At 70.0% G+C, this 26,668-nt stretch carries 24 protein-coding genes; 17 read left to right on the top strand and 7 right to left on the bottom strand.

What is annotated here, in order from left to right; genetic code table 11:
• Nucleotides 1–2 precede the first annotated feature (2 nt).
• From ACIBK4_RS11705 to ACIBK4_RS11685, 5 genes are all read left to right on the top strand, one after another.
• Entirely contained in the window at nucleotides 3–653 is a 651-nt protein-coding gene (locus ACIBK4_RS11705) for a helix-turn-helix domain-containing protein (RefSeq protein ID WP_398994461.1), read from the top strand.
• Nucleotides 654–764: 111 nt separating this feature from the next.
• Nucleotides 765–1,997: an MFS transporter gene (locus ACIBK4_RS11700; protein ID WP_398994460.1), complete on the top strand. Its 1,233-nt coding sequence runs from the start codon at nucleotides 765–767 to the stop codon at nucleotides 1,995–1,997.
• Nucleotides 1,998–2,122: 125 nt separating this feature from the next.
• Nucleotides 2,123–4,843 carry an MGH1-like glycoside hydrolase domain-containing protein gene (locus ACIBK4_RS11695; RefSeq protein WP_398994459.1) on the top strand — a complete coding sequence of 907 codons (2,721 nt, stop codon included), beginning with the start codon at nucleotides 2,123–2,125 and terminating at the stop codon, nucleotides 4,841–4,843.
• Entirely contained in the window at nucleotides 4,840–6,318 is a 1,479-nt protein-coding gene (locus ACIBK4_RS11690; RefSeq protein WP_398994458.1) for an alpha-amylase family glycosyl hydrolase, read from the top strand. The genes ACIBK4_RS11695 and ACIBK4_RS11690 overlap by 4 nt, the downstream gene beginning before the upstream one ends.
• 198 nt (nucleotides 6,319–6,516) lie before the next feature.
• A complete protein-coding gene (locus ACIBK4_RS11685) occupies nucleotides 6,517–7,440 on the top strand; it encodes a hypothetical protein (protein WP_398994457.1) in 924 nt (307 codons plus the stop codon).
• A gap of 107 nt (nucleotides 7,441–7,547) precedes the next feature.
• Here the strand turns inward: ACIBK4_RS11685 and ACIBK4_RS11680 are convergent, their stop codons facing one another.
• Nucleotides 7,548–8,003 carry a MarR family winged helix-turn-helix transcriptional regulator gene (locus ACIBK4_RS11680; protein ID WP_398994456.1) on the bottom strand — a complete coding sequence of 152 codons (456 nt, stop codon included), beginning with the start codon at nucleotides 8,001–8,003 and terminating at the stop codon, nucleotides 7,548–7,550.
• A 177-nt stretch (nucleotides 8,004–8,180) separates the two neighbouring features.
• Between ACIBK4_RS11680 and ACIBK4_RS11675 the strand changes: the two genes are divergently transcribed.
• Entirely contained in the window at nucleotides 8,181–9,638 is a 1,458-nt protein-coding gene (locus ACIBK4_RS11675; protein WP_398994455.1) for an MFS transporter, read from the top strand.
• Nucleotides 9,639–9,883: 245 nt separating this feature from the next.
• Here ACIBK4_RS11675 and ACIBK4_RS11670 read toward each other — a convergent pair whose 3' ends face one another.
• Nucleotides 9,884–10,756: a helix-turn-helix domain-containing protein gene (locus ACIBK4_RS11670; RefSeq protein WP_398994454.1), complete on the bottom strand. Its 873-nt coding sequence runs from the start codon at nucleotides 10,754–10,756 to the stop codon at nucleotides 9,884–9,886.
• An 87-nt stretch (nucleotides 10,757–10,843) separates the two neighbouring features.
• On the opposite strand from ACIBK4_RS11670, the gene ACIBK4_RS11665 reads away from it, so the two are divergent.
• From ACIBK4_RS11665 to ACIBK4_RS11655, 3 genes are all read left to right on the top strand, one after another.
• Nucleotides 10,844–11,440, top strand: a complete 597-nt coding sequence (locus ACIBK4_RS11665) for a non-oxidative hydroxyarylic acid decarboxylases subunit B (RefSeq protein WP_398994453.1) — start codon at nucleotides 10,844–10,846, stop codon at nucleotides 11,438–11,440.
• 69 nt (nucleotides 11,441–11,509) lie between these two features.
• A complete protein-coding gene (locus ACIBK4_RS11660) occupies nucleotides 11,510–12,934 on the top strand; it encodes a non-oxidative hydroxyarylic acid decarboxylases subunit C (RefSeq protein WP_398994452.1) in 1,425 nt (474 codons plus the stop codon).
• A gap of 55 nt (nucleotides 12,935–12,989) precedes the next feature.
• Nucleotides 12,990–13,217, top strand: a complete 228-nt coding sequence (locus tag ACIBK4_RS11655; protein ID WP_398994451.1) for a non-oxidative hydroxyarylic acid decarboxylases subunit D — start codon at nucleotides 12,990–12,992, stop codon at nucleotides 13,215–13,217.
• Between the two features lie 21 nt (nucleotides 13,218–13,238).
• On the opposite strand, the gene ACIBK4_RS11650 is transcribed toward ACIBK4_RS11655, so the two are convergent.
• Nucleotides 13,239–13,658: an ATP-binding protein gene (locus ACIBK4_RS11650; RefSeq protein WP_398994450.1), complete on the bottom strand. Its 420-nt coding sequence runs from the start codon at nucleotides 13,656–13,658 to the stop codon at nucleotides 13,239–13,241.
• 296 nt (nucleotides 13,659–13,954) lie between these two features.
• On the opposite strand from ACIBK4_RS11650, the gene ACIBK4_RS11645 reads away from it, so the two are divergent.
• The 4 genes from ACIBK4_RS11645 to ACIBK4_RS11630 all read left to right on the top strand — a co-directional run bounded on the left by ACIBK4_RS11645 (nucleotide 13,955) and on the right by ACIBK4_RS11630 (nucleotide 17,695).
• Nucleotides 13,955–15,052: a PP2C family protein-serine/threonine phosphatase gene (locus ACIBK4_RS11645; protein ID WP_398994449.1), complete on the top strand. Its 1,098-nt coding sequence runs from the start codon at nucleotides 13,955–13,957 to the stop codon at nucleotides 15,050–15,052.
• 71 nt (nucleotides 15,053–15,123) lie between these two features.
• Nucleotides 15,124–15,579, top strand: coding sequence for a MarR family winged helix-turn-helix transcriptional regulator (locus ACIBK4_RS11640; RefSeq protein ID WP_398994448.1), 456 nt, complete (start codon nucleotides 15,124–15,126; stop codon nucleotides 15,577–15,579).
• Nucleotides 15,580–15,607: 28 nt separating this feature from the next.
• Nucleotides 15,608–16,660 (top strand): Atu2307/SP_0267 family LLM class monooxygenase, encoded by a 1,053-nt coding sequence (locus ACIBK4_RS11635; RefSeq protein ID WP_398994447.1) that lies wholly within the window; start codon nucleotides 15,608–15,610, stop codon nucleotides 16,658–16,660.
• Between the two features lie 72 nt (nucleotides 16,661–16,732).
• Nucleotides 16,733–17,695, top strand: a complete 963-nt coding sequence (locus ACIBK4_RS11630) for a GNAT family N-acetyltransferase (RefSeq protein ID WP_398994446.1) — start codon at nucleotides 16,733–16,735, stop codon at nucleotides 17,693–17,695.
• On the opposite strand, the gene ACIBK4_RS11625 is transcribed toward ACIBK4_RS11630, so the two are convergent.
• The 3 genes from ACIBK4_RS11625 to ACIBK4_RS11615 form a co-directional block, all read right to left on the bottom strand.
• Entirely contained in the window at nucleotides 17,682–18,614 is a 933-nt protein-coding gene (locus ACIBK4_RS11625) for a chitinase (protein ID WP_398994445.1), read from the bottom strand. The two genes, ACIBK4_RS11630 and ACIBK4_RS11625, sit on opposite strands and share 14 nt — an antisense overlap.
• A gap of 262 nt (nucleotides 18,615–18,876) precedes the next feature.
• Nucleotides 18,877–20,052, bottom strand: coding sequence for a permease (locus ACIBK4_RS11620; protein WP_398994444.1), 1,176 nt, complete (start codon nucleotides 20,050–20,052; stop codon nucleotides 18,877–18,879).
• A gap of 51 nt (nucleotides 20,053–20,103) precedes the next feature.
• Entirely contained in the window at nucleotides 20,104–20,463 is a 360-nt protein-coding gene (locus ACIBK4_RS11615) for a DUF2218 domain-containing protein (RefSeq protein ID WP_398994443.1), read from the bottom strand.
• Between the two features lie 122 nt (nucleotides 20,464–20,585).
• Between ACIBK4_RS11615 and ACIBK4_RS11610 the strand changes: the two genes are divergently transcribed.
• The 4 genes from ACIBK4_RS11610 (at nucleotide 20,586) to ACIBK4_RS11595 (ending at nucleotide 24,474) form a co-directional block, all read left to right on the top strand.
• Nucleotides 20,586–21,164, top strand: a complete 579-nt coding sequence (locus ACIBK4_RS11610) for a TetR/AcrR family transcriptional regulator (RefSeq protein WP_398994442.1) — start codon at nucleotides 20,586–20,588, stop codon at nucleotides 21,162–21,164.
• 193 nt (nucleotides 21,165–21,357) lie between these two features.
• Entirely contained in the window at nucleotides 21,358–22,497 is a 1,140-nt protein-coding gene (locus ACIBK4_RS11605; RefSeq protein WP_398994441.1) for an ABC transporter substrate-binding protein, read from the top strand.
• An 85-nt stretch (nucleotides 22,498–22,582) separates the two neighbouring features.
• A complete protein-coding gene (locus ACIBK4_RS11600; RefSeq protein ID WP_398994440.1) occupies nucleotides 22,583–23,830 on the top strand; it encodes a sensor histidine kinase in 1,248 nt (415 codons plus the stop codon).
• A complete protein-coding gene (locus tag ACIBK4_RS11595) occupies nucleotides 23,827–24,474 on the top strand; it encodes a response regulator (RefSeq protein WP_398994439.1) in 648 nt (215 codons plus the stop codon). The genes ACIBK4_RS11600 and ACIBK4_RS11595 overlap by 4 nt, the downstream gene beginning before the upstream one ends.
• A gap of 8 nt (nucleotides 24,475–24,482) precedes the next feature.
• On the opposite strand, the gene ACIBK4_RS11590 is transcribed toward ACIBK4_RS11595, so the two are convergent.
• Nucleotides 24,483–26,537, bottom strand: coding sequence for a beta-galactosidase (locus ACIBK4_RS11590; protein ID WP_398994438.1), 2,055 nt, complete (start codon nucleotides 26,535–26,537; stop codon nucleotides 24,483–24,485).
• Nucleotides 26,538–26,668 lie beyond the last annotated feature (131 nt).

Raw genomic sequence — 26,668 nt, 5'->3', positions numbered from 1 at the left:
CCATGGGCACCGACCACGACGACCGGGCAGCCGCGCTGCCCGACCGGGAGATCACCCCCGAACAGGCCGACGGGCCCGTGGATTTGGAGACCGCGATCGCCCGCCAGGTGCGCCGCTACCGGATCGCGTCCGGTCTGTCGGTGGCGGAGATGGCGGCCCGGGTCGGTATCTCGAAAGCGATGCTCTCCAAGATCGAGAACGCCCACACGTCGTGCAGCCTCACCACTCTCGGCCGCCTCGCCACCGGCCTGAACGTCCCGGTCACCGCCCTCTTCCGAGGCGTCGACACCGAACGCGAAGCCGTCTACGTCCCGGCCGGTCACGGCGCCCAGATCATCCGCCGCGGCAGCCGGGTCGGACACCTCTACGAACTCCTCGGCGCCCTGCGCGGCCCCCACAAACGCATGGAAGCCGTCCTCGTCACCCTCACCGAGTCCAGCGAGGTCTTCCCCCTCTTCCAACACCCCGGCACCGAGCTGCTGTTCATGCTCGAAGGCGTGATGGTCTACGGCCATGGAGAGGCGGCCTACACGATGCGCCCCGGCGACGCCCTCCAACTCGACGGCGAGGGCGCGCACGGTCCCCAGGAACTGGTCGAACTCCCCGTCCGGTTCTTGTCGGTCACCGCCTACGGCGACCACGGAGGGGACTGAACGCTCTGGTGACGGGCCGGTCCGCTCGCTAGGCTGCGCGACAGAAACGGGATCGTCAACGCGCCGGTGGCTGGGTAGCGCGTCTCTCCGACGTGCTCACTGGAGACGCCCATGGCGTACCGATCCCTGCTGCGCGTACCCGGCGCGGCCTTCTTCCCGCTGGGCTTCCTCGCCCGCCTTCCCTACGCCACCTCGTCGCTCGCGACACTCGTCCTCGTCCAGGCCGCCTCCGGCAGCTACGCCTTCGCCGGACTCGCCGCGGCGGCCCAGGGCATCGCCAACGCGCTCGGCGGCCCGATCGCCGGAACACTGGCCGACCGGCACGGTCACCGCCGCGTCGGGACGGTCACGGTACTCGCCAACGCCGTCGCCCTGACCTGCCTCGTCGCGGCGAGCCACACCGGCCGCGCGAGCATGCTGACAGCCGCGGCCCTGTCCGGACTCACCCAACCCCCGATCGGCCCCCTGGTACGGGTCCACTGGTCACGCCTGCTCCACGCCGGCGCCCGGCCCGACCTCATCCCCACGGCCTTCTCGTACGAGGCCACCGTCGACGAGATCAGCTTCGTCGCCGGACCCGCGCTCGTCGGACTGCTCACCGCCCTCGGCCCGACAGCGCCGACCCTGGCCGCCATCGCCCTCCTCGTCCTGGCCGGCCTGCCCTTCGCACTGTCCCTGACCCGGGGGAGCACCGAACACCGCAAGAGCACGCGCGCCGCTCGAACTCCCTTGCCCCGACTGCCACTTACCGCGATGCTCCTCGCCATGGCCGCGATCGGCGCCGTCTTCGGCGCCGTTCAGACCGGCGTCACCGCCTACTCCAACGAGAGCGGGCACCCGGGCAGCGCAGGACTGCTCTACGCCGTCTTCGGCATCGGCAGTGCCCTGGCCGGCGCCGCCTGCGCCTGGCTCCCCGCGCGCTTCACCCTCCGCCGGCGCTACGTGACCTTCGCGGCAACCCTGCTGCTGGGCACGCTCGTCTTGGTCGCCGGGGACAACCTGCACGCCATTCCCGCCGCCATGGCAGTCGCCGGAGTGACCGTGGCGCCGTACATGATCAGCCTCTACGCCCTCACCGAGCGCCTCGCACCGGCCGACCGGGCGACCGTAGCCCTGACGATCCTGTGCGCCGGCGGCCCGCTCGGCACCGCGACCGGCCAGGCGTTGGCCGGGTACCTCGCCGACAGGCACGGCAGCGCTGGCGCGTTCCTGGTGGCGCCGGTCGCGGCGGCAGCGGCGTTGCTGCTGGCAGTCACGGTGGACCTCGTCGACTACGTCCGGAGCCGGGAGCCGAGCGATCCGTCCGAACCCGGAGCCGAACGCTCCGCTAGGACCCGGAGCTGAACGACCACCCGCACCCGGAGATGAACGAGAGAGGACCATCCGCATGATCGGCCCCGTATCCGTTGCCGTCGCGCGCAAGACACCGGAGTCTTGACGAAGGTGCCGGGCCACGAGGAGGACACACGATGGGGACGAGCGGCGACACACCGGATGCCGAGCGGCGACGGCTGGCCGAGGCGGACGACTCCGGGGTGCCCTGGCGCCGTTGGGGCCCCTACCTGAGCGAGCGCCAGTGGGGCACCGTACGCGAGGACTACAGCCAGAACGGGGACGCCTGGTCGTACTTCACCCACGACCAGGCGCGCTCCCGCGCCTACCGCTGGGGCGAGGACGGCATCGCGGGCGTGAGCGACGACAAACAGCGGCTGTGCTTCGCGCTCGCGCTGTGGAACGGCCGTGACCCGATCCTCAAGGAGCGGATGTTCGGCCTCACCAACGCCGAGGGAAACCACGGCGAGGACGTCAAGGAGTACTACTTCTACCTCGACAGCACGCCCACGCACTCGTACATGAAGTACCTCTACAAATACCCGCAGTCGGAGTTCCCGTACGAGGACCTCAAGGCCACCAACAAGGCCCGGGGCCGCGGGGACTTCGAGTACGAACTCCTCGACACCGGCATCTTCGACGAGGACCGCTACTTCGACGTGTTCGTCGAGTACGCCAAGGCCGGCCCCGAAGACCTGCTGATCGAGATCACCGCGCACAACCGCGGCCCCGACGAGGCACCGCTGCACCTGCTCCCGACCCTGTGGTTCCGCCACACCTGGTCCTGGGCCGGCGGCACCGCCGTACCGTCCATCCACCAGGAACTCGACGGCCAACTCCGCGCCGAACACGTGGAGTTGGGCCCGCGCTGGCTGTACTGCGACGCGGACGGGGAGGGCCTGTTCACCGAGAACGACACCAACAACGAGAAGATCTTCGGCAGTTCGAACGCCACCCCCTACGTCAAGGACGGCATCGACCGCTACGTCGTCGGCGGCGAGACCGGAGCCGTCAACCCCGACCGGACCGGCACCAAGGCCGCCGTCCACCACGTGCTCACGATTCCCGCCGGCCAGAGCGCCACCGTCCGCCTGCGCCTCAGCGCCGCCGAACTGCCGGACTGGACCGGCGACTTCGACACCGTCATGACCCAACGCCGCGCCGAGGCGGACGAGTTCTACGACGGAATCACCTCCGCCGACACCCCGGTCGACGAACGGCGGCTGGTACGGCAGGCGTTGGCCGGGATGCTGTGGAGCAAGCAGTACTACTACCTCGACGTCGAGCGCTGGCTGTCCGAGCACGGCGTCGACCCGCTCGCCTCCGACCCTCGGGTCCGGAACAGCAACTGGTACCACATGGTCAACGACGAGATCATGTCGATGCCGGACACCTGGGAGTACCCGTGGTTCGCGGCCTGGGACCTCGCCTTCCACACCGTCGCCCTGTCGATGGTCGATCTCAGCTTCGCCAAGGGCCAGTTGGACCTGCTGCTGCGCCGCCTCTACCTCCATCCCAACGGCCAGATCCCGGCGTACGAATGGAACTTCGGGGACGTCAACCCGCCCGTGCACGCCTGGGCCACCCTGTTCCTCTACGAGTTGGAGAAACACCGCACCGGCAAGGCCGACCGTGCCTTCCTGGAGAACGCCTTCCAGAAGCTGATGAAGAACTTCAGCTGGTGGCTCAACCGCAAGGACACCGACGGCAACAACGTCTTCCAGGGCGGCTTCCTCGGCCTCGACAACATCGGCGTCTTCGACCGCAGCGCCCCGCTCCCCACCGGCGGCCACCTCGACCAGGCCGACGGCACCGCGTGGATGGCGCTGTACTGCCAGAACCTCCTGGAGATCGCCATCGAGCTGGCCGTCGACAACCCCGTCTACATCGAGCAGGCGCAGTCCCTGTTCGAGCACTTCGCGTGGATCGCCGTCGCCATGAACCGCATCGGCGCCGACAACGCGAGCCTGTGGGACGAGGAGGACGGCTTCTTCTACGACGTGCTGCGGCTGCCCGACGGCACGGCGACCCGGCTCAAGGTGCGCTCGCTCGTCGGACTGATCCCGCTCGCGGCCACCAGCCTGGTCGGCGGCTGGGCGGACCAGCGCTTCCCCGAACTGGTCGCGGGAGCACGGGAGTTCATAGAGCGGCACCCGGCTGTGGAGGCCACCATCTCCTCGCACGAGGCGATGGGCCCGAACGCCGACGGCCGCTATCTTTTCGCCCTGTTCGGCGAGGACCGGCTGCGGCGCATCCTGTCCCGGATGCTCGACGAGGACGAGTTCCTCGGCCCGCACGGCATTCGCTCCCTCTCCCGCTTCCACGCCGAGCACCCGTACACCTTCGAGGTGCACGGCGAGTCGTACGGCGTCGGCTATCTGCCCGCCGAGTCCGACTCCGGGATGTTCGGCGGCAACTCCAACTGGCGTGGCCCGGTGTGGTTCCCGGTGAACCTACTGCTGATCCGTGCCCTGCTCAACCTGCACGCCTTCCACGGCGCCGACTTCACCGTCGAGTGCCCGACGGGATCGGGCCGACAGCTCACGCTCTACGAGGTCGCCCGCGAGATCTCCGACCGGCTCACCGCCACCTTCCTCAGCGACGCCGACGGACACCGTCCGGTGCACGGCGCCCAGGCCAAGTTCGCCAAGGACCCGCACTGGAAGGACCTGATCCTCTTCTACGAGTACTTCCACGGTGACAACGGCGCCGGCCTCGGCGCCTCCCACCAGACCGGCTGGACCGGCCTGTCCGCGGTCACTGCCACCCTCTTCCACATGCTCGGCGACGACGAGTGGTCGACCCGGGGCCGCGAGAGCCTCCGTCCGACCGGCGACCGAGAGGAGCCCCTGTCATGAACGCCTGGCCCGAGCACCCGGTGATCTACGAGATCAACACCCTGATCTGGCTGGGGGAGTTGAGCGGCCGATTCGGTCGCCCGGTCACTCTCGGCGAGGTGCCCGATGCCGCCTGGGACGAGGTCGCCCTCCCCGGCGTCGACGCCGTCTGGCTGATGGGCGTGTGGGAACGCAGCCCGGCCGGACTGGAGATCGCCCTGCGCGACGCCTCGCTCCAGGCGTCGTTCCGGGAGGCATTGCCGGACCTCCGCCCGGAGGACGTGGCCGGATCGCCGTACTGCGTCCGGAACTACGTCGTGGACCCTTCCCTCGGCGGCCCGGAGGGACTGGCGGCGGCCCGCGCCCAACTGGCCGCCCGTGGCGTCCGGTTGATCCTCGACTACGTCCCCAACCACGTGGCCCCCGACCACCCCTGGCTGACCGAACGCCCCGGCTGCCTCGTCCAGGGCACCCAGGACGACCTGTCCCGCGACCCCGCCGCCTTCCTGGAAGCCGGCGGCAAGGTCTTCGCCCGGGGCCGCGATCCCTACTTCGCACCCTGGCCGGACGTCGTCCAACTCAACGCCTTCAGCGACGAGTTGCGCACGGCCGCCGTCGACACCCTGGCCTCGATCGCCGACCAGGCCGACGGCGTCCGCTGCGACATGGCGATGCTGCTGATGACCGACGTCTTCGCGAAGACCTGGGGCGAACGGGCCGGCACGGCACCGGCCGAGGACTTCTGGCCGTACACGATCCCCAAGGTCCGTGAGCGCCACCCCGACTTCCTCTTCGTCGCCGAGGCGTACTGGGACCTCGAATGGGCCCTGCAGCAACAGGGGTTCGACCACTGCTACGACAAACGGCTCTACGACCGGTTGCTGCACGAGGGCGCCGATGCGGTACACGGTCATCTGCGGGCCGACGTCCGCTACCAGCGCGGCCTGGTCCGCTTCCTGGAGAACCACGACGAACCCCGGGCCGCCGCCACCCTGTCACCCGAGCGGGAACGCGCGGCGGCGGTCACCATCGCCACCCTGCCCGGCGCGACCCTCTGGCACGAGGGCCAGTTCGAGGGGCGCCGGGTACGCCCGCCGGTCTTCCTGTCCCGCCGACCCGAGGAGCCCGTCGACAAGGAACTCCTGGCATTCCACCACCAGTTGCTCGCCGCGGTCGCCTCCGCCGGCATGCGTACGGGAGGGGAGTGGCAGCTTCTCGACTGCACGGGCTGGCCCGACAACCCCACCCACGAGAACCTGGTCGCCTGGTCCTGGACCACCGATTCCAGCCGCCACCTCGTCGTCGTCAACCTGTCCGAGCAGCCCGCACAGGGCCGGGTCCGCCTCCCGTGGACCGACCTGCGCGGCGGCACCCGTCAACTCGCCGAACTGCTCACCGATTTGACCTACGACCGGGACGGCGACGAACTGGTCGACCCCGGCCTCTACGTCGAGCTGGAGGGCCTGCGCTGGCATCTACTTGCGGTGATGTCCTGATCTTGACCTGTGGTCAACTGGTGAAGGATTGACGGGAGTTGTGAAAGGTGACAAGAATTCAGCTTGCTTCGCTGTGCCTAAGCTGAGCGAAGCGCTGCGAGCGGTCCGGTAGCGCACGCCATCGATCGTTTCCTTGCGTGCGCCCGCAGCTCGCGCTCTGCCACCTCCCACACCTTTCACCCATCGTCGAGGCTCACTTTGTCACGTTCGCACCACCTCAGATCACTGTCCGCCCTCGCCGCCACCGCGTTCGTCGCGGCCGCCGCGCCCGTGCTCGTGGCCGGACCGGCCAGTGCCGCCGATTCCGCCGGTTGCCAGTCCGCCACGGTGCAGTACCGCATCGTCGGTGCCGATGGAAACGTTGTCGGCGCCGACTGGACCTCGCAGGGCGGTTTCCTCCAGTGGGACACCATCCCCGGCACCGTCGAGGTCCGGCTGGCTCCCGACCAGACCGTCGGGGACAGCTGCAAGTACCCCGTCTCCCTCGCCGAGTACACCGCCGAGGGCCCCAACTGGTACAACTCCGGCCACCAGACCATGGTCGACAAGGCCACGGTCTACCTCACCGCCAAGGACGTCGCCGGCGCGAGCGACGCCCGGCAGACCTGGCAGCAGTTGAAGGTCAAGTCCCCTGACTGCTACGGCCAGATCGACCTGTACGGCGACGACGTCACGTACGACGGCGGTACGGGTGAGGGCCACGGCCCCCTGCCCTACGAGCCCGACAACATCATGACGCCGTACCACCTCATAGCGGCCTGGAACGGCGGCGACAAGGAGTGCACCCCGAGCACCCCGGACTCGCCCACCCCGACGCCGACCCAGCCCGCCTCGGCGCCGCCCGCGACGCCGTCGACCCCGGCCGACAGCACGCCTCCCGCCGAGGAGTCGACCCCGCCGGCCAGCCCCAAGCCGTCGACGACGCCTCCCACCTCCGCGCACGTCCCGCCGCTGAAGTCGTCGCCCTCGCCCACGCCGAAGGCGACGCCGAACGGTGGCAACCAGCCGCTCGCGGAGACCGGTTCGAACGCGCCGGTCGGCCTCATCGCCGGCGGTGCGGCCCTGGTGATCGCCCTCGGCGGCGGCGCCGTCTACATGGCCAGCCGCGCTCGCCGCTCCTGACCCGGACACGCTCCACGTGAACTGACCGCTCCGCCCCGCGTGTTGACGCGGGGCGGAGCGTACGTGTTGTCAGCGGACTGAGCCCGTGCGTTGTGAACGACCGGAGCTCACGGCCGCGGCCAGGGACGCCCCCCGAGCCGTTCGATGTCGGTGTTGAAGCGTCGTAGAAAAGCCGCGAAGGCGTCGATGTCGTCGTCCGACCAGTCGTCCATGATCTGGTCCAGGGACTGGACGAGGCCCTCGCGTTCCTCGTCGAGCATCCGTGCGCCCAGGTCCGTGATGCGGAACTTGCGGGCCATGCCGCCCTGCGGATCGGGGATGCGGTCCACCAGACCGGACCGCATGGCCGCCGCCGTCTGCCGGTTGAGGGTGGACGTGTCGAGACCGAACGCGTCGCTCAACTCGCCGATGGACATGGGTCCTTGGACGCGGATCCGGCTCAGCAGGATGTAGGCGCTGCGCTCCAGCACGCCGTCCTTGCGGCGACCGCCCTTGTGCGAGAGAAGCCCGTGCCGGCTGAGGAGCATCTGCTCGTACTCGATCTCGCGCGTGCGCCTGTCCATCGGTCCGCTGCCTCCTGCTTCCTGCCGATGCCGCTGTCGGGTCCTGCGCTCCGGGGCGGCCCGGCCCATCCTCGCACGACGGTATGCATCATCCCCATCACATGGCTGATACATACGATGTGTACGATGCATATTCCTTCACATCCCGACTGAACAGACATGCCGAGGAGTCCCGTCATGGACGCCCCCCAGCCTTCAGCCCGCGCAGGCGGCGTGGTCGCCACGCTCGCCTTCGCCGGCACCACCGCGGCGATCATGCAGACGCTGGTCACCCCGCTCATCGCCGACCTGCCGGAGATGCTGCACACCTCGTCCTCGAACGCCGCGTGGGTGATCACCGCCACGCTGCTGGTGGCCGCGGTCTGTGTGCCGGTCGTCGGCCGCCTCGGTGACCTGCTGGGCAAGCGCCGGATGCTGCTCGCCTGCTCCGTCCCGCTGATCGTGGGCTCGGTGGTCTGCGCGCTCTCCTCGTCCGTCGTCCCGATGATCGTCGGACGCGGTCTGCAAGGCATGGGCATGGGCATGGTCCCGCTGGGCATCGCCCTCCTCCGGGACGTGGTCCCGCAGGAGCGACTGAGCCCCTCCATCGCTCTCGTCAGCGCCTCGATGGGCATCGGCGGCGGCCTCGGCCTGCCGATCGCCGCGGCCATCGCCCAGTACGCCAACTGGCGTGCCCTGTTCTGGGGTTCGGCCGCCCTCGCTGCCGTGGTCGCCGCGCTGATCTGGTTCCTGATCCCGGACGTACCGGCCGCCGCCAAGGGCCAGCGCTTCGACGCCCCCGGCGCCCTCGGCCTGGCCGTCGGCCTCGTCTGCCTGCTGCTCGGCATCTCCAAGGGCGCGGACTGGGGCTGGGGTTCGGCCACCGTCCTCGGCCTGTTCACCGTCGCGATCGTGGCCTTCCTCGCCTGGGGCGTCTGGGAACTGCGCACCGGCGACCCGCTGATCGACCTCCGTACGACGGCCCGCCCCCGGGTCCTGATCACCAACATCGCCTCGGTCTTCGTCGGCGTCGGCATGTACTCCAGCATGCTGGTCGTCCCGCAGCTGCTCCAGTTCCCCGAGGCCACCGGCTACGGCCTGGGCCAGTCGATGCTCGCGTCCGGCCTGTGGATGGCGCCCGGCGGCATCATGATGATGATCGTCTCCCCGCTCGGCGGAAAGCTCACCAACGCCCGCGGCCCGAAGTTCACGCTGATCAGCGGCGTCCTGGTCATCACCGCCGGCTACGCCCTGTCGATGGGCCTGATGAGCTCCGCCTGGGGCCTCATGGTCGTCTGCATCGTCATCAACAGCGGCGTCGGTCTCGCCTACGGCGCGATGCCCGCCCTCATCATGAGCTCGGTCCCCCTCTCCGAGACCGCTGCGGCGAACGGCTTCAACACCCTGATGCGCTCCCTCGGCACCTCGATCGGCGCCGCGGTGATCGGCGTGGTCCTCGCCCAGATGACCACCACGGCCGGCGGCTACACCTTCACGTCCGAGGGTGGCTTCCGCACGGGCCTCATCATCGGCGGCGGCGTCGCCTTGCTGGCGGCCCTGGTCGCGGCGGCGATCCCCGCCGTACGGCAGGCAGCAGCGGAGGAGGAGAAGCCGGAGCAGGTCGGCGCGCTTGAGGAGGCCGGGGTCGAGTCCTGACCTGGAATAGGTGAACGTACGGGGGGTTTGCCGCCCGGTGCCGGAGGAGCGGAGGACCGCTCTCTGGCGCCGGGCGGCTTGCTGTTCGGCGGCCAACTGCACAGGGGGATCAGTGCTGTTGGGGACGGCTGGGAGACGGGGCGGTACGACGTGCGTTTGCGGTCCTTCCCCCGGAACACATCACGCCGTACGGCGGTCCCACCGGGCTGAACTCCCGCATACCCGCCCCCGGTTGCCCGCGTGCCTCATCTCCGTCCGCGTGCCGCCGCCCGGAACTCCAGCGGGGTGTGTCCCTCCCGCTTGCGGAAGAACTTCGCGAAGTCGCTCGGTTCGGCGAAGCCGAGGGTGCGGGAGACGGCCGCCGCCGTCGCGTCGGTGTGGACGAGGAGGCGTTTGGCCTCCAGGAGGATGCGGGCGTCGAGGTACTGCTTGGCGGTCGTGCCGGTGGCAGCGAGGGTCGCGCGGGTGAGGGTGCGTGGGCTGTAGCCCAACGCGGCGGCGTAGTCGGCGACTTGGTGGCTGGTGCGGAAGTCGCGTTCCAGGGCGGCGCTGTAGCGGCGGAACGTGTCGTCGGCCGGGGCGGACGACACCGGGTCCGGGCGGACGTGCGAGAGGCGCAGCAGCAGGACCGAGAGGAGCATACGGAGGGTCTGGAGGTGGGCGTCCAGGGGGAGTGACGTCAAGTCGGCGTATTCGTCTGACAGGTGACGCAGTGTCAGGCGAGCTGCCCTGGCGTGGGGTTCCGTCGGGAGCAGCGGTGACTGGTCGAACGGGGGTTCCGCCAGGACGAAGCCGGGCTGCCAGATGACGATCGTGCCCCGGGCCGTCGTCAGGTCGGCGGGGACGTACTGGTGCACCTGCCCCGAGCTCACCCACAGCCAGCCGCCCGCCTCCACCACACAGTCCGTGAAGTCGACGCGGTGGCGCAGCGTGCCCTCGGTGACATGGATCAGGTGATGGAAGTCCGGCCGCTGCGGTGCCGACAGATCGATGCCCCGGCGCTCACCGCGGGCCAGCAGCTCGGTGAAGTCCAGGACGTCCATACCGATGGGCGCGCTGAGTGACGGACGGTACGACACGTCGGTGATCTCAAGGCGGGGCTGTCCGTTTTTTCCCATGGTGAGTCCCGAGCCTACCCTTGCCGGACACCGAACCGCTCCTACGGTCGAAAGCGCAGAGACCGGACTGGGCAAGGAGCTGGCGACGTGCGACTGATCGTGGGGATGACCGGAGCGACCGGGGCCGTGCTCGGTGTCCGGCTGCTGGAGCAGCTCGCCGAGCTGCCCGACGTGGAGACCCATCTCGTGCTCAGCCGCTGGGCCCGGACCACCGTCGAACTGGAGACGGGACGCACCGCCCGCGAGGTCGCCGAGCTGGCCGACGTCGTCCACAACCCCGAGGACCAGGGGGCCACCATCGCCTCCGGCTCGTTCCGCACCGACGGCATGGTGATCGTGCCCTGCTCCATGAAGACCCTGGCCGGCATCCGCACCGGCTACGCCGACGGGCTGATCGGCCGGGCCGCCGACGTGATCCTCAAGGAGCGCCGCCCGCTGGTCCTCGTACCGCGCGAGACGCCCCTGAGCGAGATCCACCTGGAGAACTTGCTCGACCTCGCGCGCAAGGGCGTGCGCATCGTGCCGCCGATGCCCGCCTTCTACAACCACCCCGCCTCGGTCGACGACATCGTCACCCACATCACCTCCCGCGTCCTCGACCAGCTCGACCTGCCGGCCCCCGCCGCCCGGCGCTGGGAAGGCATGCGCACCGCCCGTGACGCACGCATCCACCCCGCCGCCTGAGACACCACCCGAGACATCCGCGGCGCTCAACAGACCCACGCCACACGCCCCTTCACGTACGGAGCCCCCATGCCCTACGACGACCTCCGCAGCTTCCTGGACACCCTGGACAAGGAGAACCAGCTGCTGCGGATCACCGAACAGGTCCTGCCCGAACCGGACTTGGCGGCTGCCGCCAACGCGGCCGGACGCATCGGCGAAGGCGCCCCGGCCCTCTACTTCGACAACGTCAAGGGCTTCACGGACGCCCGCATCGCGATGAACGTCCACGGTTCCTGGCGCAACCACGCCCTCGCCCTCGGACTGCCCCCGGACACCTCCGTGCGCGAGCAGGTCGAGGAGTTCGCCCGCCGCTGGGACGCCTTCCCGGTCGCACCGGAACGCCGTGAGGACGCGCCGTGGCGGGAGAACTCCCAACAGGGCGTCGACATCGACCTGTTCAAGGTCCTCCCGCTGTTCCGGCTCAACGACGGCGACGGCGGTTTCTACCTCGACAAGGCCGCCGTGGTCTCCCGCGACCCGCGCGACCCGGACCACTTCGGGAAGCAGAACGTCGGCACGTACCGCATCGAGGTCATCGGCCGCGACCGCCTCGCCTTCCAGCCCGTCCCCATGCACGATGTGGCTCAACACCTGCACGTCGCCGAGGAGTCGGGCGAGGACCTGCCCATCGCGATCACCCTCGGCAACGACCCGGTGATCACGATCGTCGCCGGCATGCCGATGGGCTACGACCAGTCCGAGTACGAGATGGCCGGCGCCCTGCGCGGAGCCCCCGCCCCCATCGCCACCGCCCCGCTCACCGGCTTCGACGTCCCCTGGGGCTCCGAGGTCGTCATCGAGGGCGTGGTGGAGAGCCGCAAGCGCCAGATCGAGGGCCCCTTCGGCGAGTTCACCGGCCACTACTCCGGCGGCCGACGCATGCCGACGATCCGTATCGACCGCGTCTCCTACCGCACGAACCCGGTCTTCGAAACCCTCTACCTGGGCATGCCGTGGACCGAGGTCGACTACCTCGTCGGCCCCAACACCTGCGTCCCCCTCCTCAAGCAACTCCGCGCGGAATTCCCCGAGGTGCAGGCCGTCAACGCCATGTACACCCACGGCCTCGCGGTGATCGTCTCGACGAAGAAGCGCTACGGCGGCTTCGCCAAGGCGGTCGGCATGCGCGCGATGACGACACCGCACGGCCTTGGCTACGTCACGCAGGTCATCGTCGTGGACGAGGACGTCGATCCCTTCGACCTGCCCCAGGTGATGTGGGCGATGTCCGCGAAGGTGAACCCCCAGGACGACGTGGTCATCGTCCCCAACCTGTCGGTCATGGCCCTGGCGCCGGCCGCCAACACCCCGGGAATCACCAGCAAGATGATCATCGACGCGACGACCCCGGTCGCACCGGACAACAGGGGCCACTTCGACACACCCGTACGCGACCTGCCCGAGACCCCGGAGTGGGCCGACCGGCTGCGCGCCCTTATCGCCGCCCGCTGAAAGCCCGCCGAACGCCCAGCGCACCGACCCGACCCGACCTCAGGAGTCACCCGTAATGATCTGCCCCCGCTGCGCCCACGACACGGTCGACACCGTGACCACCTCGCCGGTACCCGGCGTATGGGACGTACTCCAATGCGCCCGCTGCCTCTACATGTGGCGCACCACCGAACCCGACCGCCGTACCCGGCGCGAGGCGTACCCCGTCGAGTTCCGGATGACGCAGGCCGACATCGACGGCGCCCCGGAGGTGCCCGTCGTACCGCCGCTGGTCGTCCGCTGAGCGACCCCGCGCGAGGCCGGTTCAGATGGCCAGGATCGCGCGGACCCGCTTGCCGCCGCCGGTGAGCGGGGTGACGTCCAGGCGGTTGGCCAGGCAGCGGACCATGGCCAGGCCGCGTCCGCTCTCGCCCTCGGCCGTCAACGGCCGTACGCGGGGCGGGGTCGGGTTGTCGTCGTAGACCTCGACCGTGACCCGCTCGTCGGACAGTTGGAGACGCAGCCGGCACTCGCCGCGGCCGTGTTCGGTCGCGTTGGCGACGAGTTCGGACACGATGAGCGTCGCGTCGTCGATCTGCTCCGCGTCCACCCGAGCCAGCTGATGGCGGGAACGCGCGAGGAACTCCGAGGTCAGCTTCCGTGCCTGACCGGCCGACGCGGCCTCGTCGGGCAGCAGGTACTCCACGCGTACGGAACGCCTATGGGTACGCCGATGCGTACGCATGGCGAATCACTTCCCCTCCTAGGACAACCCGGTATCCCCGCGGCGCCACCGCACCGGGGCCGCCGCAGACCTTGCGCGGCCGGTCCTACACACTTCACTTGCCCGGAGTCCGTGATCGGCAACCAGGCGGCGCCAGTTGGTTGTCGCCGATCAGGAAATGTCCGTTCTCGGACTCAATTGGGTAAAGCGCCGGGCACGCCCGGGGGATTGCCTGGCAGCCTTGCGATGTCCAAAGGTGGGGGAGGGGCCCCTGCGGAAGGCGGCCCCCGAAAGCCGCGACGCCCTTGGAGTGGACCATGGCCGCAGCGAAGCCGCAGCGCAGTCTCTCCGTGCTGACCTGGCTCCCGGCCGCGGTCATGGCGGTGGTCGCGGTCGGCGACCTCGTCACGGGCCCCGGCCTCGGGTTCCTCCCGCTGGCCTCCCTCGGACCGGCCTTCGCGGGCCTGGTCGGCGGCTGGCGCCGTACCGCCTGGTTCGGCGCGGCGGCGCTCGCCCTGTGCGTCGGACTCGGCCTCTACGACGGCCTGTTCCAGGAACGCCGAGGCTTCCTGGCGATGGTGTCGGTGGTCGGCGTGACCGGCGCGGGCATCGCCGCCGCCGTCATGCGAGGCCGCCGCGAGGCCGAACTCGCCAGCGTTCGCTCCATCGCGGAGGTCGCGCAGCGGGTTCTGCTACGACCCGTGCCCCTGACCGCCGGCCCCCTTCAGGCGGCGGTGTCGTACACCTCGGCCGTCGCCGAGGCCCGAATCGGCGGTGACCTGTACGAGGTGGTCGCCTCACCGCACGGCGTGCGGGTCATCGTCGGCGATGTACAGGGCAAGGGCCTGGCCGCCGTGGAGACGGCCGCCGTGGTCCTCGGCGCGTTCCGCGAGGCCGCGCACGACGAACCCGACCTCGTCGGACTCGGCGAACGCCTGGAACGCAGCGTCTCCCGCGTCCTGTCCGACGAGAAGTTCGTGACCGCCGTCCTCGCCGAGATCGACACGGACCACGAGGTGCTCTTCCTCAACTACGGCCACCCGCCCCCGATGGTCGTCCGGCGCAACGGCACCGCCGACTTCCCGGTCCCGCCCTCCTATGCCCCGCCGCTCGGCCTCGGCGGCGCGCAGGGCAGCGAGAGCCCGAAGCCGTTCCCCGTGCGCTTCGCCCCGGGCGAGCAACTGCTGCTGTACACCGACGGCGTCACCGAGGCCCGCGACGATCGCGGCACCTTCTATCCGCTGGGCGAACGGGCGCACCTGCTGAAGGAGACCGACGCGCAGAGCGCCCTGGACACCCTGCGCGAAGACCTGGTCCGCCACACGGCCGGACCGCTCCACGACGACGCGGCGATGCTCCTGCTGCGCTACCACGACCATGCGGATACGACGGGGGCCGAGCCGCCCGTCCGGTGAGCACGGGAGGTCGGAGGCGGACGCAGTCTTCGGGCCACTTCCTTGTTTCGTCAATCAAGTAAACTGGTGGCATGACCACGCCCGAGCAGCCCCTGCGCCCCATGAGTCCGCACGAGGAGGAACTGGTGCGCGAACTCGCCCGGGTGATGCTCGTGCTGCCCCGGGCCGTCGACGCCGACATGATGCGCGAGCAGCGCCTGCCGCTGTCCGAGTACACGACCCTCATGCACCTCTCCGAGGCCGCCGACCGGCGCATGCGCATGAGCGAGCTGGCGAACGTCTGCAACCTCTCGCTGAGCGGCATGACCCGCATCGTCACCCGCCTGGAGACGCAGCGGCTGGTCGGCCGGGAGCGGTGCGCCGAGGACGCCCGCGGCTGGAACGCCGTCCTCACCGACCAGGGCCTCGCCCGCCTCCGGGAGGCCTGGCCCGCCCATCTGTCCAGCGTCCGGCGCCATGTCCTCGACCACGTCGACGCCTCCGACCTGACCCGGCTCCTCGGCGTGATGCGCCGTATCGCCACCTGACCCACCGAGCAGACCCAAGGAGCACGAGATGACCACCCCGACCACTCCTTTCGACATCACGCTCGGCCTGGACACCTTCGGTGACGTCACGAACGACACCGAGGGCACGCCGCTGACCCACGGTCAGGCCATCCGCCGGCTCGTCGAGGAAGGCGTTCTCGCCGACCAGGTGGGCGTCGACCACTTCGGCATCGGCGAGCACCACACCGAGGCGATGCCGCTGTCCGCCGCCGACGTCGTCCTCGCGGCCATCGCCGCGCGCACCGAGCACATCCGCCTCAACTCGGCGGTTACGGTGATCAGTTCGGACGACCCGGTCCGCGTCTTCCAGCGCTACGCCACTCTCGACGGCGTTTCCGCGGGCCGCGCCGAAGTCATCCTCGGCAGAGGATCGAGCACCGAGTCCTTCCCGCTCTTCGGCTACGACCTGAACGACTACGAGGAGCTCTTCGAGGAGAAGGTCGCGCTCTTCGCCGAACTGCTCAAGGAGAAGCCCGTCACCTGGTCCGGAAACACCCGCGCCGCCCTCGACGGCATCTCCGTCTACCCGCACAGCGAGACGGGTTCGATCCCCACCTGGATCGGCGTCGGCGGCAGCCCCCAGTCGGTCGTCCGCACCGCCCAGTACGGGTTCTCCCTGATGCTGGCGATCATCGGCGGCGACGTGGCCCGCTTCGCCCCGTTCTCCGAGCTGTTCCGGCGGGCACTGGCCGAGTTCGGCCACCCCGCGCGCCCCATCGGCGTGCACGCCCCCGGCCATGTCGCCGCGACCGACGAACAGGCGGTGGAGGAATTCGTGCCGGCCTTCCAGCAACTGATCGCGAGCGTGGCCCGGGAACGCGGCTTCCGCACCCCGACCCGCGAAAGCCTCATGCAGGACGTCGGCCCCGGCGGCGCCCTGCACGTCGGCTCGCCCGAGACCGTCGCCCGCAAGATCGCGGCCACCCTCAAGACCCTCGACGCGACCCGCTTCAACCTGAAGTACGGGATCACCGGCATGCCCCACAACGCCCTCATGACCAACATCGAGCTCTACGGCACGAAGGTGGCGCCGCTGGTGCGCGAGATGATGCAGGACTGACGCGCCGCCGCCCCGGGGAGGGCTCCCGGAAACTCCGTTGCGAGTTGGGGGCGATCGGCCGACAGTGGCTCCATGACCGCCCCTACGCCTCCGCCGCCCGGCCTGAGCGTGCGCCCGGCCACACCGGACGACGCGGCGCAGGTGTGCGCCCTGCTCTGTGCGATCGACCTGCTGGAGATCGGCCGCGAGGACACCGAACTGTCCGAGATCCAGGCGGACCTGAAGCACCCCGAGGTGGACCTGGAGCACGACTCCTGGCTGCTCTTCGACGGTGCCCGCCTGATCGGATACGGCCTGCTGTGGGACGACTCGGGCGGCGACCGGATCGACATCGACCACTACATCGTGCCCGGTCAACTCCCGGGCGCTCTCCACCTGTTCGACCTGATGGAGACCCGGGCCGCGCAACGGGCCGCCGCCAACGGGGCACGGCGAGCGGTGGTGCACCTGCACCTCACCCTCGCACCCACCATGGACACGGACGCGCTGCGCGGCCGAGGCTGGCGCCCGGTCCGCCGCTACAACGTGATGGCCCGTCAACTCTCTTCGGCAGCCGACCCGTTGCCGTCCGCCCCGCCCGGCGTGACTCTGCGCCCCTGCCTGACGGAACCGGACCGGCGGCGTGCCCACGCGCTGCTCCAGGAAGCGATGACCGAGCACTTCGACTTCCAGTACCGCACCTACGCCCAGTGGCTGGACGACATCGACGCCGAGCGGGTCGACTGGTCACTGATCTGGACCGCCCACGTCGACGGCCTCGGGGACGCCGCGATGCTGCGCACCCACGGCGACCGCGCCTCGATGGCCTGGATCAGCAACATCGCCGTCCTGCGCCAGGCCCGCGGCCGGGGCCTGGGCAGCCACCTCCTCCGCCACGCCTTCGGCCACTACGCGGCGCTGGGCCGCGACCGCATCGGCCTGGGCGTGGACACCGACAACACCAGCAACGCGCTCGCGCTGTACGAACGGCACGGCATGGCCCTCGACTACGGCGTCGACACCTGGGAGTTGACGCTCCCCGTCACCTCCGGGTAAGCGACTCGAAGGCGTGGCTGAAGTACCAGGTGTCCTGGGCGATCCCGGAGCAGTTGTTGGCGCCCCCGGTGCCCACACAGGTGCCGTTGTCGCGTTGAAGTGCCCAGAAGGACAGCGTGTTGATGCCCCGGGCGGCGGCCCACTTGCTCACCGTGACCGCGTTCTGCGTGGTGAAGGTCTCCGCCGGACCGAAGTCGTCGATGCCGGGCATCTCCGTGACGCCGATCCGCTTCCACAGCTTCGCCGGGTTCTTCTTCGGGTAGAGCGCGGCGAGTTGGGCGTGCAGCCCGGTCGCGGCGGTCTTGGTGTCCTCCGCCATGTCGTGGGTGGCGCCGTCGTAGTAGTCGAACGTCATGATGTTCACGACGTCCACGCGCGCGCCGTTGTCGACCGCGTTCTGCAGCAGGGCGACGCCGTTGGGTGCCAGACCGGTGGTGGTGGTCGGCAGGGTGTAGGAGAACTCCACGCTGCGGCCCGTGCGTTCGGCCCAGCGCTGCACCTTCGCGATCGCCTTGTTGCGGCGGTCGATGCCGGCCGTGTTGTTGATGGAGTCGGCCTCGATGTCGAGGTCGATCCGGCTCACGCCGTACGTCGTGACCAGGCTCTCGTAGACCTTGGCGATGGCGTCGACGTCGGTGCAGCTGTCGGCCAGTTCGGTGTTGGTGGTGTCGGCGCTGTACCCGCCGAAGGACGGGATGACATTGCCGCCGCGCGCCTGGATCGTCGCGATGTCCTTGCCGAACGTGGACTTCGAGATCGGCTGCGCGGGCAGGCCGTTCCAGTACGCCGTGCAGGAGCCGGCCGCCTCGGTCTGCAGGAAGGCCATCGTGAGGTACTTGTTGCCGGAGGCCGCCGCGAGCGCGGCCGGGCTCTCACCGGTCCATGCCTCGAAGTACGGCGCCGCCACATGGTCCGGCATGGGCGGCACGCGGTGCGTGGCGCTCGCGTCACCCCCGCCGAGAGCAACAAGCCCCGTGGACAAGGCGGTTACGGCCGCGCAGGACAGCGACGCGCGAAGAGGCCCAGGTCGTCTCATTGACGCTCCCATGCTGAAAGGAGAGAAGCCGCCCCTGACCGGGACGAACAGCGACCATATTTGGACTAGACCAATCGTCTGTCAAGGTTCTTTACAGTGAACTGACCGTGACGGCCCGCGAATTCGGCGGTCGGTGCGTCCCTGGCTAGTGGTGGTCGTGGTGCTCGTGCTCCTGCTCCTGCTCGCCGTGATCCGGTGAACCGCCCATCATCCGCAGCATCGCGGGACCGCCGCTGCGCAGGAACCGTACGACCAGACTCGCGGCCAGCAGCAGGAAGACGATGTTCAGCCAGGTCGTGTAGTTCCAGGTGATCCCGTCGTCGGGGATCTTGGCGTCGGCCTGGTCCGGGATGAGCCCCAGACCGCCGAAGGCGAACTCGACGATGTACCCGGCGACGGCCATCGCGGTGAAGAAGGTGACCAGCAGGAAGCCGGCCGTCCGGGCGCCGTAGTACTTCCGGTAGATGTTCAGGATCGGCAGGATCAGCAGGTCGGCGTAGATGAAGGCGATCACCCCGCCGAAGCTGATGCCGCCCTTCCACAGGACCACCGCGAGCGGCACGTTGCCGATCGAGCAGACGAAGGTCGCGATGGCCACCAACGGTCCGACGAGCGGGCCGACCAGCTTCGCGGCGAGGGGATGGTCCGCGAGGAAGAACGTGTGCCAGAAGCTGTCCGGCACCCAGGCGGCGATCGCGCCCGCGATCAGCAGCCCGGCCACCAGGTCGCGCAGGATCGCGGCCCACTCCATCACGAAGATGTGCGCGACGGACGTGAACCCGTCCCGCGAGAACAGCCGACGGACGAAGCTCCCCTCGCCCCCGATCGACATGTCCATCGCCGCGTGCCCCTCCATGGAACCGGCCAGCCCGCGCTCCGCCTGCTCCCGCGCCCGGTCCAGCAGACGCTGCCGCAGGAAGAGCCGGAACAGCACCGCGAGTACGACGATCATGATCGGTCCGCCGACGAACTCGGCGGCGGTGAACTGCCAGCCCATCAACAGGGCCAGGATCACGCCGAGTTCGACGACCGGGTTGGTGGAGGCGATCTCGAAGGCCATGGCCGCCGTGAAGTTCGCGCCCTTGCGGAACAGGGAACGGGCGAGCGCGACGGCCGCGTACGAACAGGACGACGAGGCCGCGCCGAGCCCGGCGGCCAGGGCGAGCGTGCGCGGCCGGTCGTCACCGAGCAGCCGTACGACCGTCGACCGGCGCACCACCGCCTGCACGACAGCCGAGAGTGTGAACCCGAGGATCAACGCCCAGGTGACCTCCCAGGTCATCGAACCGGCAATGGACAACGCGTGCCCGATGGCTCCCATGAACCCGCCCCTCTCCGATGTGTGTCGGCAGGACTATACCCCCTGGGGGTATCAAGTGTGCGTGGCGGGACCCGTCCCCCACTCCACCCTCAACGGATCGCGCTTGCTGAACCTCGCCAGGTGGGTGCTGACGAGGTCCTGAAGTCGTTCGAGGTTCTCCTGGTCGTCGGCCTCGACGCGCACGCGCAGCGTGCCGGGAAGGGCCCGCAGGGTGCACTGGCCCCACGGCAGGCGGAGCAGCCCCTCGTCGTCCGTCCACTCGACCTCGATCCGGTCTAGAGGAACCTCCGGGAGTGCGTGGGCGCGCGGGCGATGGCCCAGGTGTCGGCCCTTGTTGGCGAAGTGCTTGCAGAGCTGTACGAGATAGCGGCTGGCGCGGTCGGTGGGGATGTGCGCTTCGGCGGTGAGCATGGGTTCGATTCCTCGGTTCGGTCGGCCCGTCTGTTGCTTCGGCTGCTTCGGCAGCTTTATCGAGACACTGTGTCGCTGTCAATGCATAGTGTCTCGATGGCGGCAAGACGTATGCTGAGGCGGTGCCGAAGCTCTGGAACGAGACCATCGAGGAGCACCGCCGCGCCGTACGCGACACGGTGCTGGAGACCACGGCGGTGCTGGTGACCGAGCGCGGGCTGCGCTCGGTGACGATGTCGAAGATCGCCGAGGAGAGCGGTATCGGCCGCGCCACGCTGTACAAGTACTTCCCGGACGTCGAGTCGATCATGACGGCGTGGCACGAGCAGCAGATCGCCGGTCATCTCCGCGAACTCGCCGAACTCCGGGACGGTTCCGGCAGCGCGGGGGAGCGGCTGCGAGCGGTACTGGAGGCGTACGCCTTCATCCAGCAACGGCGCCACGGCCACGGCCCCGAACTCGGCGCGCTGCTCCACCAGGGCGACCACGTCGTCGGCGCCGAGCAGCACCTCCACCGCTTCCTCCGCGAACTCCTGGCCGAGGGCGCCCAGGCCGGCGACATCCGCGCCGACGTCTCCCCGGACGAACTCGCGACCTACTGCCTCCACGCCCTCGCCGCGGCCGGCGTCCTGCCGTCCAAGGCGGCGGTACGACGCCTCGTGTCGGTCACGGTCACGGGGCTGCGCCCGGCGCAGGAGTGACGGAACTCCCTGGTTGGCGACATCCCGTTCAACCGATCGGTTGAACGGGACTTCAACCTCACGCACATCCCTCGCTCCGTACGGACGACGCGAGCGGCCCCCGGGCGGCTGAAGAATCACGGATGACCATGGCACGCAGGGTTCCGGCCCACGCGGCACATGGCCTCACGCCCCCCTCAGAGAGGCCCCCATCGTGTCCAGTTTTCTCAGCAGACGACGTGTTCTCGCCGGTGGAGCCGGTGCCGCCCTCGGGATGAGTGTGCTCGCTGCCACGCCCGCTTCCGCCACCTCGGCCGCGCGGTCCTCGCGGAGCGGTTCCGGAGCCGAGGAGAGCCGAACGCTCGACGAGCTGTACCGGGACGCGCTCGCGGACGGCGGCAAGCTGGTCGTCTATGCCGGAGGTGACACACCGACCCAGCAGGACGCCACCAAGGCGGCCTTCAAGAAGCGTTTCCCCGACATGGAACTGACGCTGATCGTCGACTACAGCAAGTACCACGACGTCCGCGTGGACAACCAGTTCGCGACCGACACCCTGGTCCCCGATGTCGTACAGCTCCAGACGCTGCAGGACTTCACGCGGTGGAAGGAGCAGGGCCGGCTGCTGCCCTACAGGCCGGCCGGGTTCTCGAAGGTCTACGACAAGTTCAAGGACCCGCAGGGCGCCTGGGTCGCCATCGGCGCGGTCGCCTTCAGCTTCCTGTACGACGTCGCCGCGGTCGGTGCGGACGCCCCGAAGACCCCGCTCGACCTGATCGACCCCAAGTGGAAGGGGAAGATCGCCTCGTCCTACCCGCACGACGACGACGCGTCCCTCTACCTCTACTCGCTGTACGCGCAGCGCTATGGCTGGGAGTGGGTGGCCGCGCTCGCCGGGCAGGACGTGCGGTTCGCCCGGGGCAGCAACTCCCCGGGAGACGCGGTTCGCGGCGGCCAGAAGGCGATCGGCGTCGCGACATCGGGCACGCTGGTCTCCACGTCTCCCGTGAAGTGGGTCGTTCCCGACAGCGACCCCTTCATGGCCTGGGGCCAGCGCGCCGCCATCCTCAAGCAGGCCAAGAACACCACGGCCGCCAAGCTCTACCTCAACTGGCAGCTGTCCGACACCCAGCAGCGAGCGTCCTTCAACGGCTGGTCGGTACGGACCGACACCACGCTCCCGGCGGGACTGAAGCCGCTCTGGGAGTACCCGAACGCGAACATCGACGGCTTCCCCCGCTTCATGGCCGACCGCGCTCAGGTCGAGCGCTGGAAGCAGACCTTCGCCCTCTACTTCGGCGAGGTCAAGGGCGATCCCTCGCCGGGCTGGCTGGGGCTGCACCCGGGCGCGTGACGAGCCCCACTGCTCACACCGGTCATACAGGTGGTCGATAGACTCGGGGGCCCTGTCCGGATCAAGTGGCCCAAGGGGATCTGCCGTGTCCGCTCGCGCTCCGCTGACCGCTCGCGGCAGTCGGCTCACCCTGGAGCACGTCTCCCATCTCGCGCTGTTCCTCGTCGTCGGGGCGGGCTTCGTCCGGCTCGCCCTCGTCGACGTCCCGTTGTGCTGGTACATCGTGAGCCTCAGCGGAGCGCTGGCCCTGGTGTACGCGGCCGGACTGACGTGGTGGGACCGGCTCGGGCCGTTCGGCCGGCGCGCCTGGGTCCCCGTCCTGCTCCTGCTGTGGACCGTGCTCACCTTCCTCACCCAGCCGCCGCTGACAACTGCCTACGTGTGGTGCGCCGTTCCGCTGGCCTGCGCCGCCCTGCGCGTGCTCGGCCGCCGGGCCGCCGTGGTGACGGTGGCCGTGATCACCGTCGTACTCGTCGGCTCGCTCGTCCGCTCCACCGGCGGGTTCGACCCCGAGGTCGCGCTGGTCCCCGTGGCGGCGGTGTGGGCGACCGTCGCCCTCTACCGGACCCAACAGCGGGACGCGGCCGTACGACAGCGGCTCGTCGAGGAACTGCGCGCCACCCGGGACACGTTGGCGAAGCAACAGCGCCAGGCCGGCGTGCTCGCGGAGCGCACCCGTATCGCCCGCGACCTGCACGACACCCTGGCCCAGGAACTCGCCGGCAGCGTGATGCTGTTGCAGGTGGCCGAACGCGACTGGGACGAGCGGCCCGACGTGGCCCGCACCCGGGTCCGCGCCGTGGCCGACGGACTCGGCGCCAATCTGACGGAGACCCGGCGGATCATCCGCGACCTGACTCCCGCCGCCGTCGCCGAGGCGGGCCTGGAGGACGCGCTACGGCTGCTGTGCGCCCGGTCGCGGACGGAGGGCGCCGGGGCTCGGGTCCAGTTCCGCGCGGTGGGCGCGCATCAACCGGTACTCGACGACCACACGGCCACCGTCCTCTTCCGCGTCGCCCAGAGCACGTTGGCCAACGTACGCGAACACGCCGACGCGGCAAGCGTGTTGGTCACCTACCGGCAGCACCGGGACCGGGTGGAACTCGAAGTGAGCGACGACGGACGGGGCTTCGACCCCGCGGCGGCCTTCGCGGCCGGTGCCCGAGCGGACCGCGGCTTCGGGCTGCCCGCCGCCAGAGCGCGGCTGCGTGAGTGCGGGGGAGACCTCGACGTGAGCAGCGTGCCGGGGCGCGGGACCAGGATCCGCGCCACGGTGTCCGCCGTGCCACGGATCCAGCCGGTCGCCCCCCTCGCCACGGCGACCACCTCATGACCGCCGGACCGCTCCGCGTCCTGATCGCGGACGACCACACCGTCGTACGGGCCGGACTGCGCGCCCTCCTCGACGGCGAACCGGACCTCGACGTGATCGGCGAAGCCGGGAGCGGCGAGGAAGCCGTGCGCCTGGCAGCCCGGTTGACGCCTGACGTCGCACTGATGGATCTGCGGTTCGCCGGGCCGGGGAGCGGGATCGACGGCGTCGAGGCCCTCCGGCGGCTCGGTGTGCAGGCGCCCGGGGTGGCGGTGGTGATGTTGACCAGCTACGCCGGACGGGCCGATGTCGTACGGGCGTTGGAGGCCGGCGCGCGCGGTTACGTGCTCAAGGCGGGGCCGCCGGAGGAGCTGTTCCAGGCCGTCCGTGCGGCCGCCGCTGGATCGGTCGGGCTGGCGGCGGACGTCGTCGGTGAACTCGTCGGTCAAGTGGTCAGCCCCGCCCAGGAGTTGACCCGGCGCGAGATCGATGTCGTCCGGCTGATGGCCGAGGGGCGCAGCAACCGGGCCATCGCCGAGGCGTTGTTCCTCAGCGAGGCCACGGTCAAGACCCATCTCGTGCGGATCTACCGCAAGTTCGAGGTCGACAACCGGGCGGCGGCCGTGTCGGAGGCCGTCCGCCGGGGGCTGCTCGAACTCACTTGATTCGTCGGTCAGTTCGCGGGCCGGCGTACTACGGCGACATCCCTGGGGGAGAGGACCGGGAAGCCGTCCTCGCCCGCGCTGCCGACCAGGAGTTCGCCGGTGAGACCGGTCAACGGCACTGTCCCGTCGGTGCGGTTGACCAGGAACAGATAGCGGCTCTCGGCGTTCCGGCGCACGGTCAGCTCCACAACTCCCCGTGCGGTGTCCGGGAGTTCACTGCCGACACCGGCCGGCGCGAGCAGCTCGGGGAGCAGACCCGCGAGGCCCTCGCGGCCCAGGCGCGTGGAGACGTACGCGGCCGAACCCCCGCCCACCGTGCGGCGGGTGACGGCGGGACGGCCGGAGTACGCACCGCTGCGGTAGTGGGCCAGCACCTCCACCTCGGCGTCGGTCACCGTGATCCGGTCGGTCCACAGGGAGCCGGTGGCGGTGCCGTCGAGGTCCAGCTCGACCGTGTCGCCGTCGAGCAGCGGGCCGAACTCCTCGATGCGGATGCCCAACAGGTCGCGCAGGGCGCCCGGGTAGCCGCCGAGCCAGATGTGGTCGTTCTCGTCGACGACACCGGAGAAGTAGGTGGAGACGAGGTGACCGCCCTGCTCGACGTAGCGCGTGAGTTCCTTGGAGAGGGCCGCCGGGATCATGTGCAGCACCGGCGTGATCACCACGTCGTAGCGGTCCAGGGCGGTCTGCGCCGTGACGATGTCGGCGCGGACGCCGAGGTCGAGGAGGGCGGAGTACCAGTCGAGCGCTTCCTGGCGGTAGTCGAGGCGGTCGGTGGGGTGCGAGTCCTGCTCGCTCGCCCACCAGGACTCCCAGTCGAAGACGATGCCGACCCGGGCCGTCTCCCGGTCCGTGCCCGCGATGGGGGCCAACGCCCGCAGCGTGCGGCCGAGTTCGGCCACCGCGCGGAAGACCTCACTGTCCTCCCCGGCGTGCGGGACCATCGCCGAGTGGTACTTCTCGGCACCGGCGGCCGACTGGCGCCACTGGAAGTAGCAGACGGCGTCGGCGCCGTGCGCTACGTGCAGGAGGGAGTCGCGGGCCAGGTCGCCCGGGCGCTTCGCGACGTTGACGGGCTGCCAGTTGACGGCGCTGGTGGAGTGCTCCATCAGGAACCACGGCCGGCCGGCGGAGATCCCGCTGACGAGGTTCGCGGAGAAGGACAGCTCGTCGCGGTCCTGCGAACCGGGCAGCACATAGTGGTCGTTGGAGACGAAGTCGATCTCGCTCGCCCAGTCGGCGTAGTTCATGCCCTTGGTGTTGCCCATCACCATGAAGTTGGTGGTGACCGGCACGTTGGGGGTGATCTCGCGCAACAGGTCGCGTTCCGCGCGGAGATGGTCCTTGAGCGCGTCGGAGGAGAAGCGCTTGAAGTCGAGTTGCTGGGTGGGGTTCGGGAAGGAGGCGGCCAGCCGGGGCGGGAGTATCTGCTCCCAGTCGCTGTACCGCTGGGACCAAAAGGCCGTGCCCCAGGCCTGGTTGAGCGTGTCGATGGTCGTGTAGCGGGCGCGCAGCCAGTCGCGGAAGGCGCGGGCCGCGTCGTCGGAGTAGTCGTAGACGTTGTGGCAGCCGAGCTCGTTCGAGACGTGCCAGGCGACCAGCGCGGGGTGGTCGGCGTAGCGCTCGGCCAACTTCCGTACCAGGCGCAGCGCGTGCTCGCGGAAGACGGGCGAGGTGGGACGCCAGTGCTGGCGGCCTCCCGGCCAGAGGGTCTCGCCGGCGGCGGTCACCGGGAGGATCTCCGGGTGCTCCGTGCTCAGCCACGGCGGCGGGGACGCGGTCGCGGTGGCCAGGTCGACGCCGATGCCGCCCGCGTGCAGCAGGTCCATGACCTCGTCGAGCCAGCCGAAGTCCCACTCGTCCCGGGCCGGTTGGATGCGCGCCCAGGAGAAGATCCCCACCGAGACGATGTTGACACCGGCCTCACGCATCAGCCGGATGTCCTCGTCCCACACCTCGCGCGGCCACTGCTCCGGGTTGTAGTCGGCGCCGTAGGCGAGGCGGGGGGTGGTGGGCTCACCGTCCGGCCCGTGCCGCAACTGGGACAGGAGGGTGGAGATCATGGTGGTCCTTCCGGTTACTGCACAGGCGGTACGAGATGCGTGGTGGATTCCGGGCGGGCCGCCGCTGAGCGGTTGCTGCTCAGCGGCGGCTCCCGGGGTGGTGCCGGTTACTTCTTCGAGCCGTTATTTCG

Origin of the sequence: Streptomyces sp. NPDC050528 (genome assembly GCF_044457795.1) — a bacterium.
GTDB lineage: Bacteria > Actinomycetota > Actinomycetes > Streptomycetales > Streptomycetaceae > Streptomyces.
Note: the sequence above shows the minus strand (reverse complement) of the source record. Positions and strands in the feature narration are given on the sequence as shown.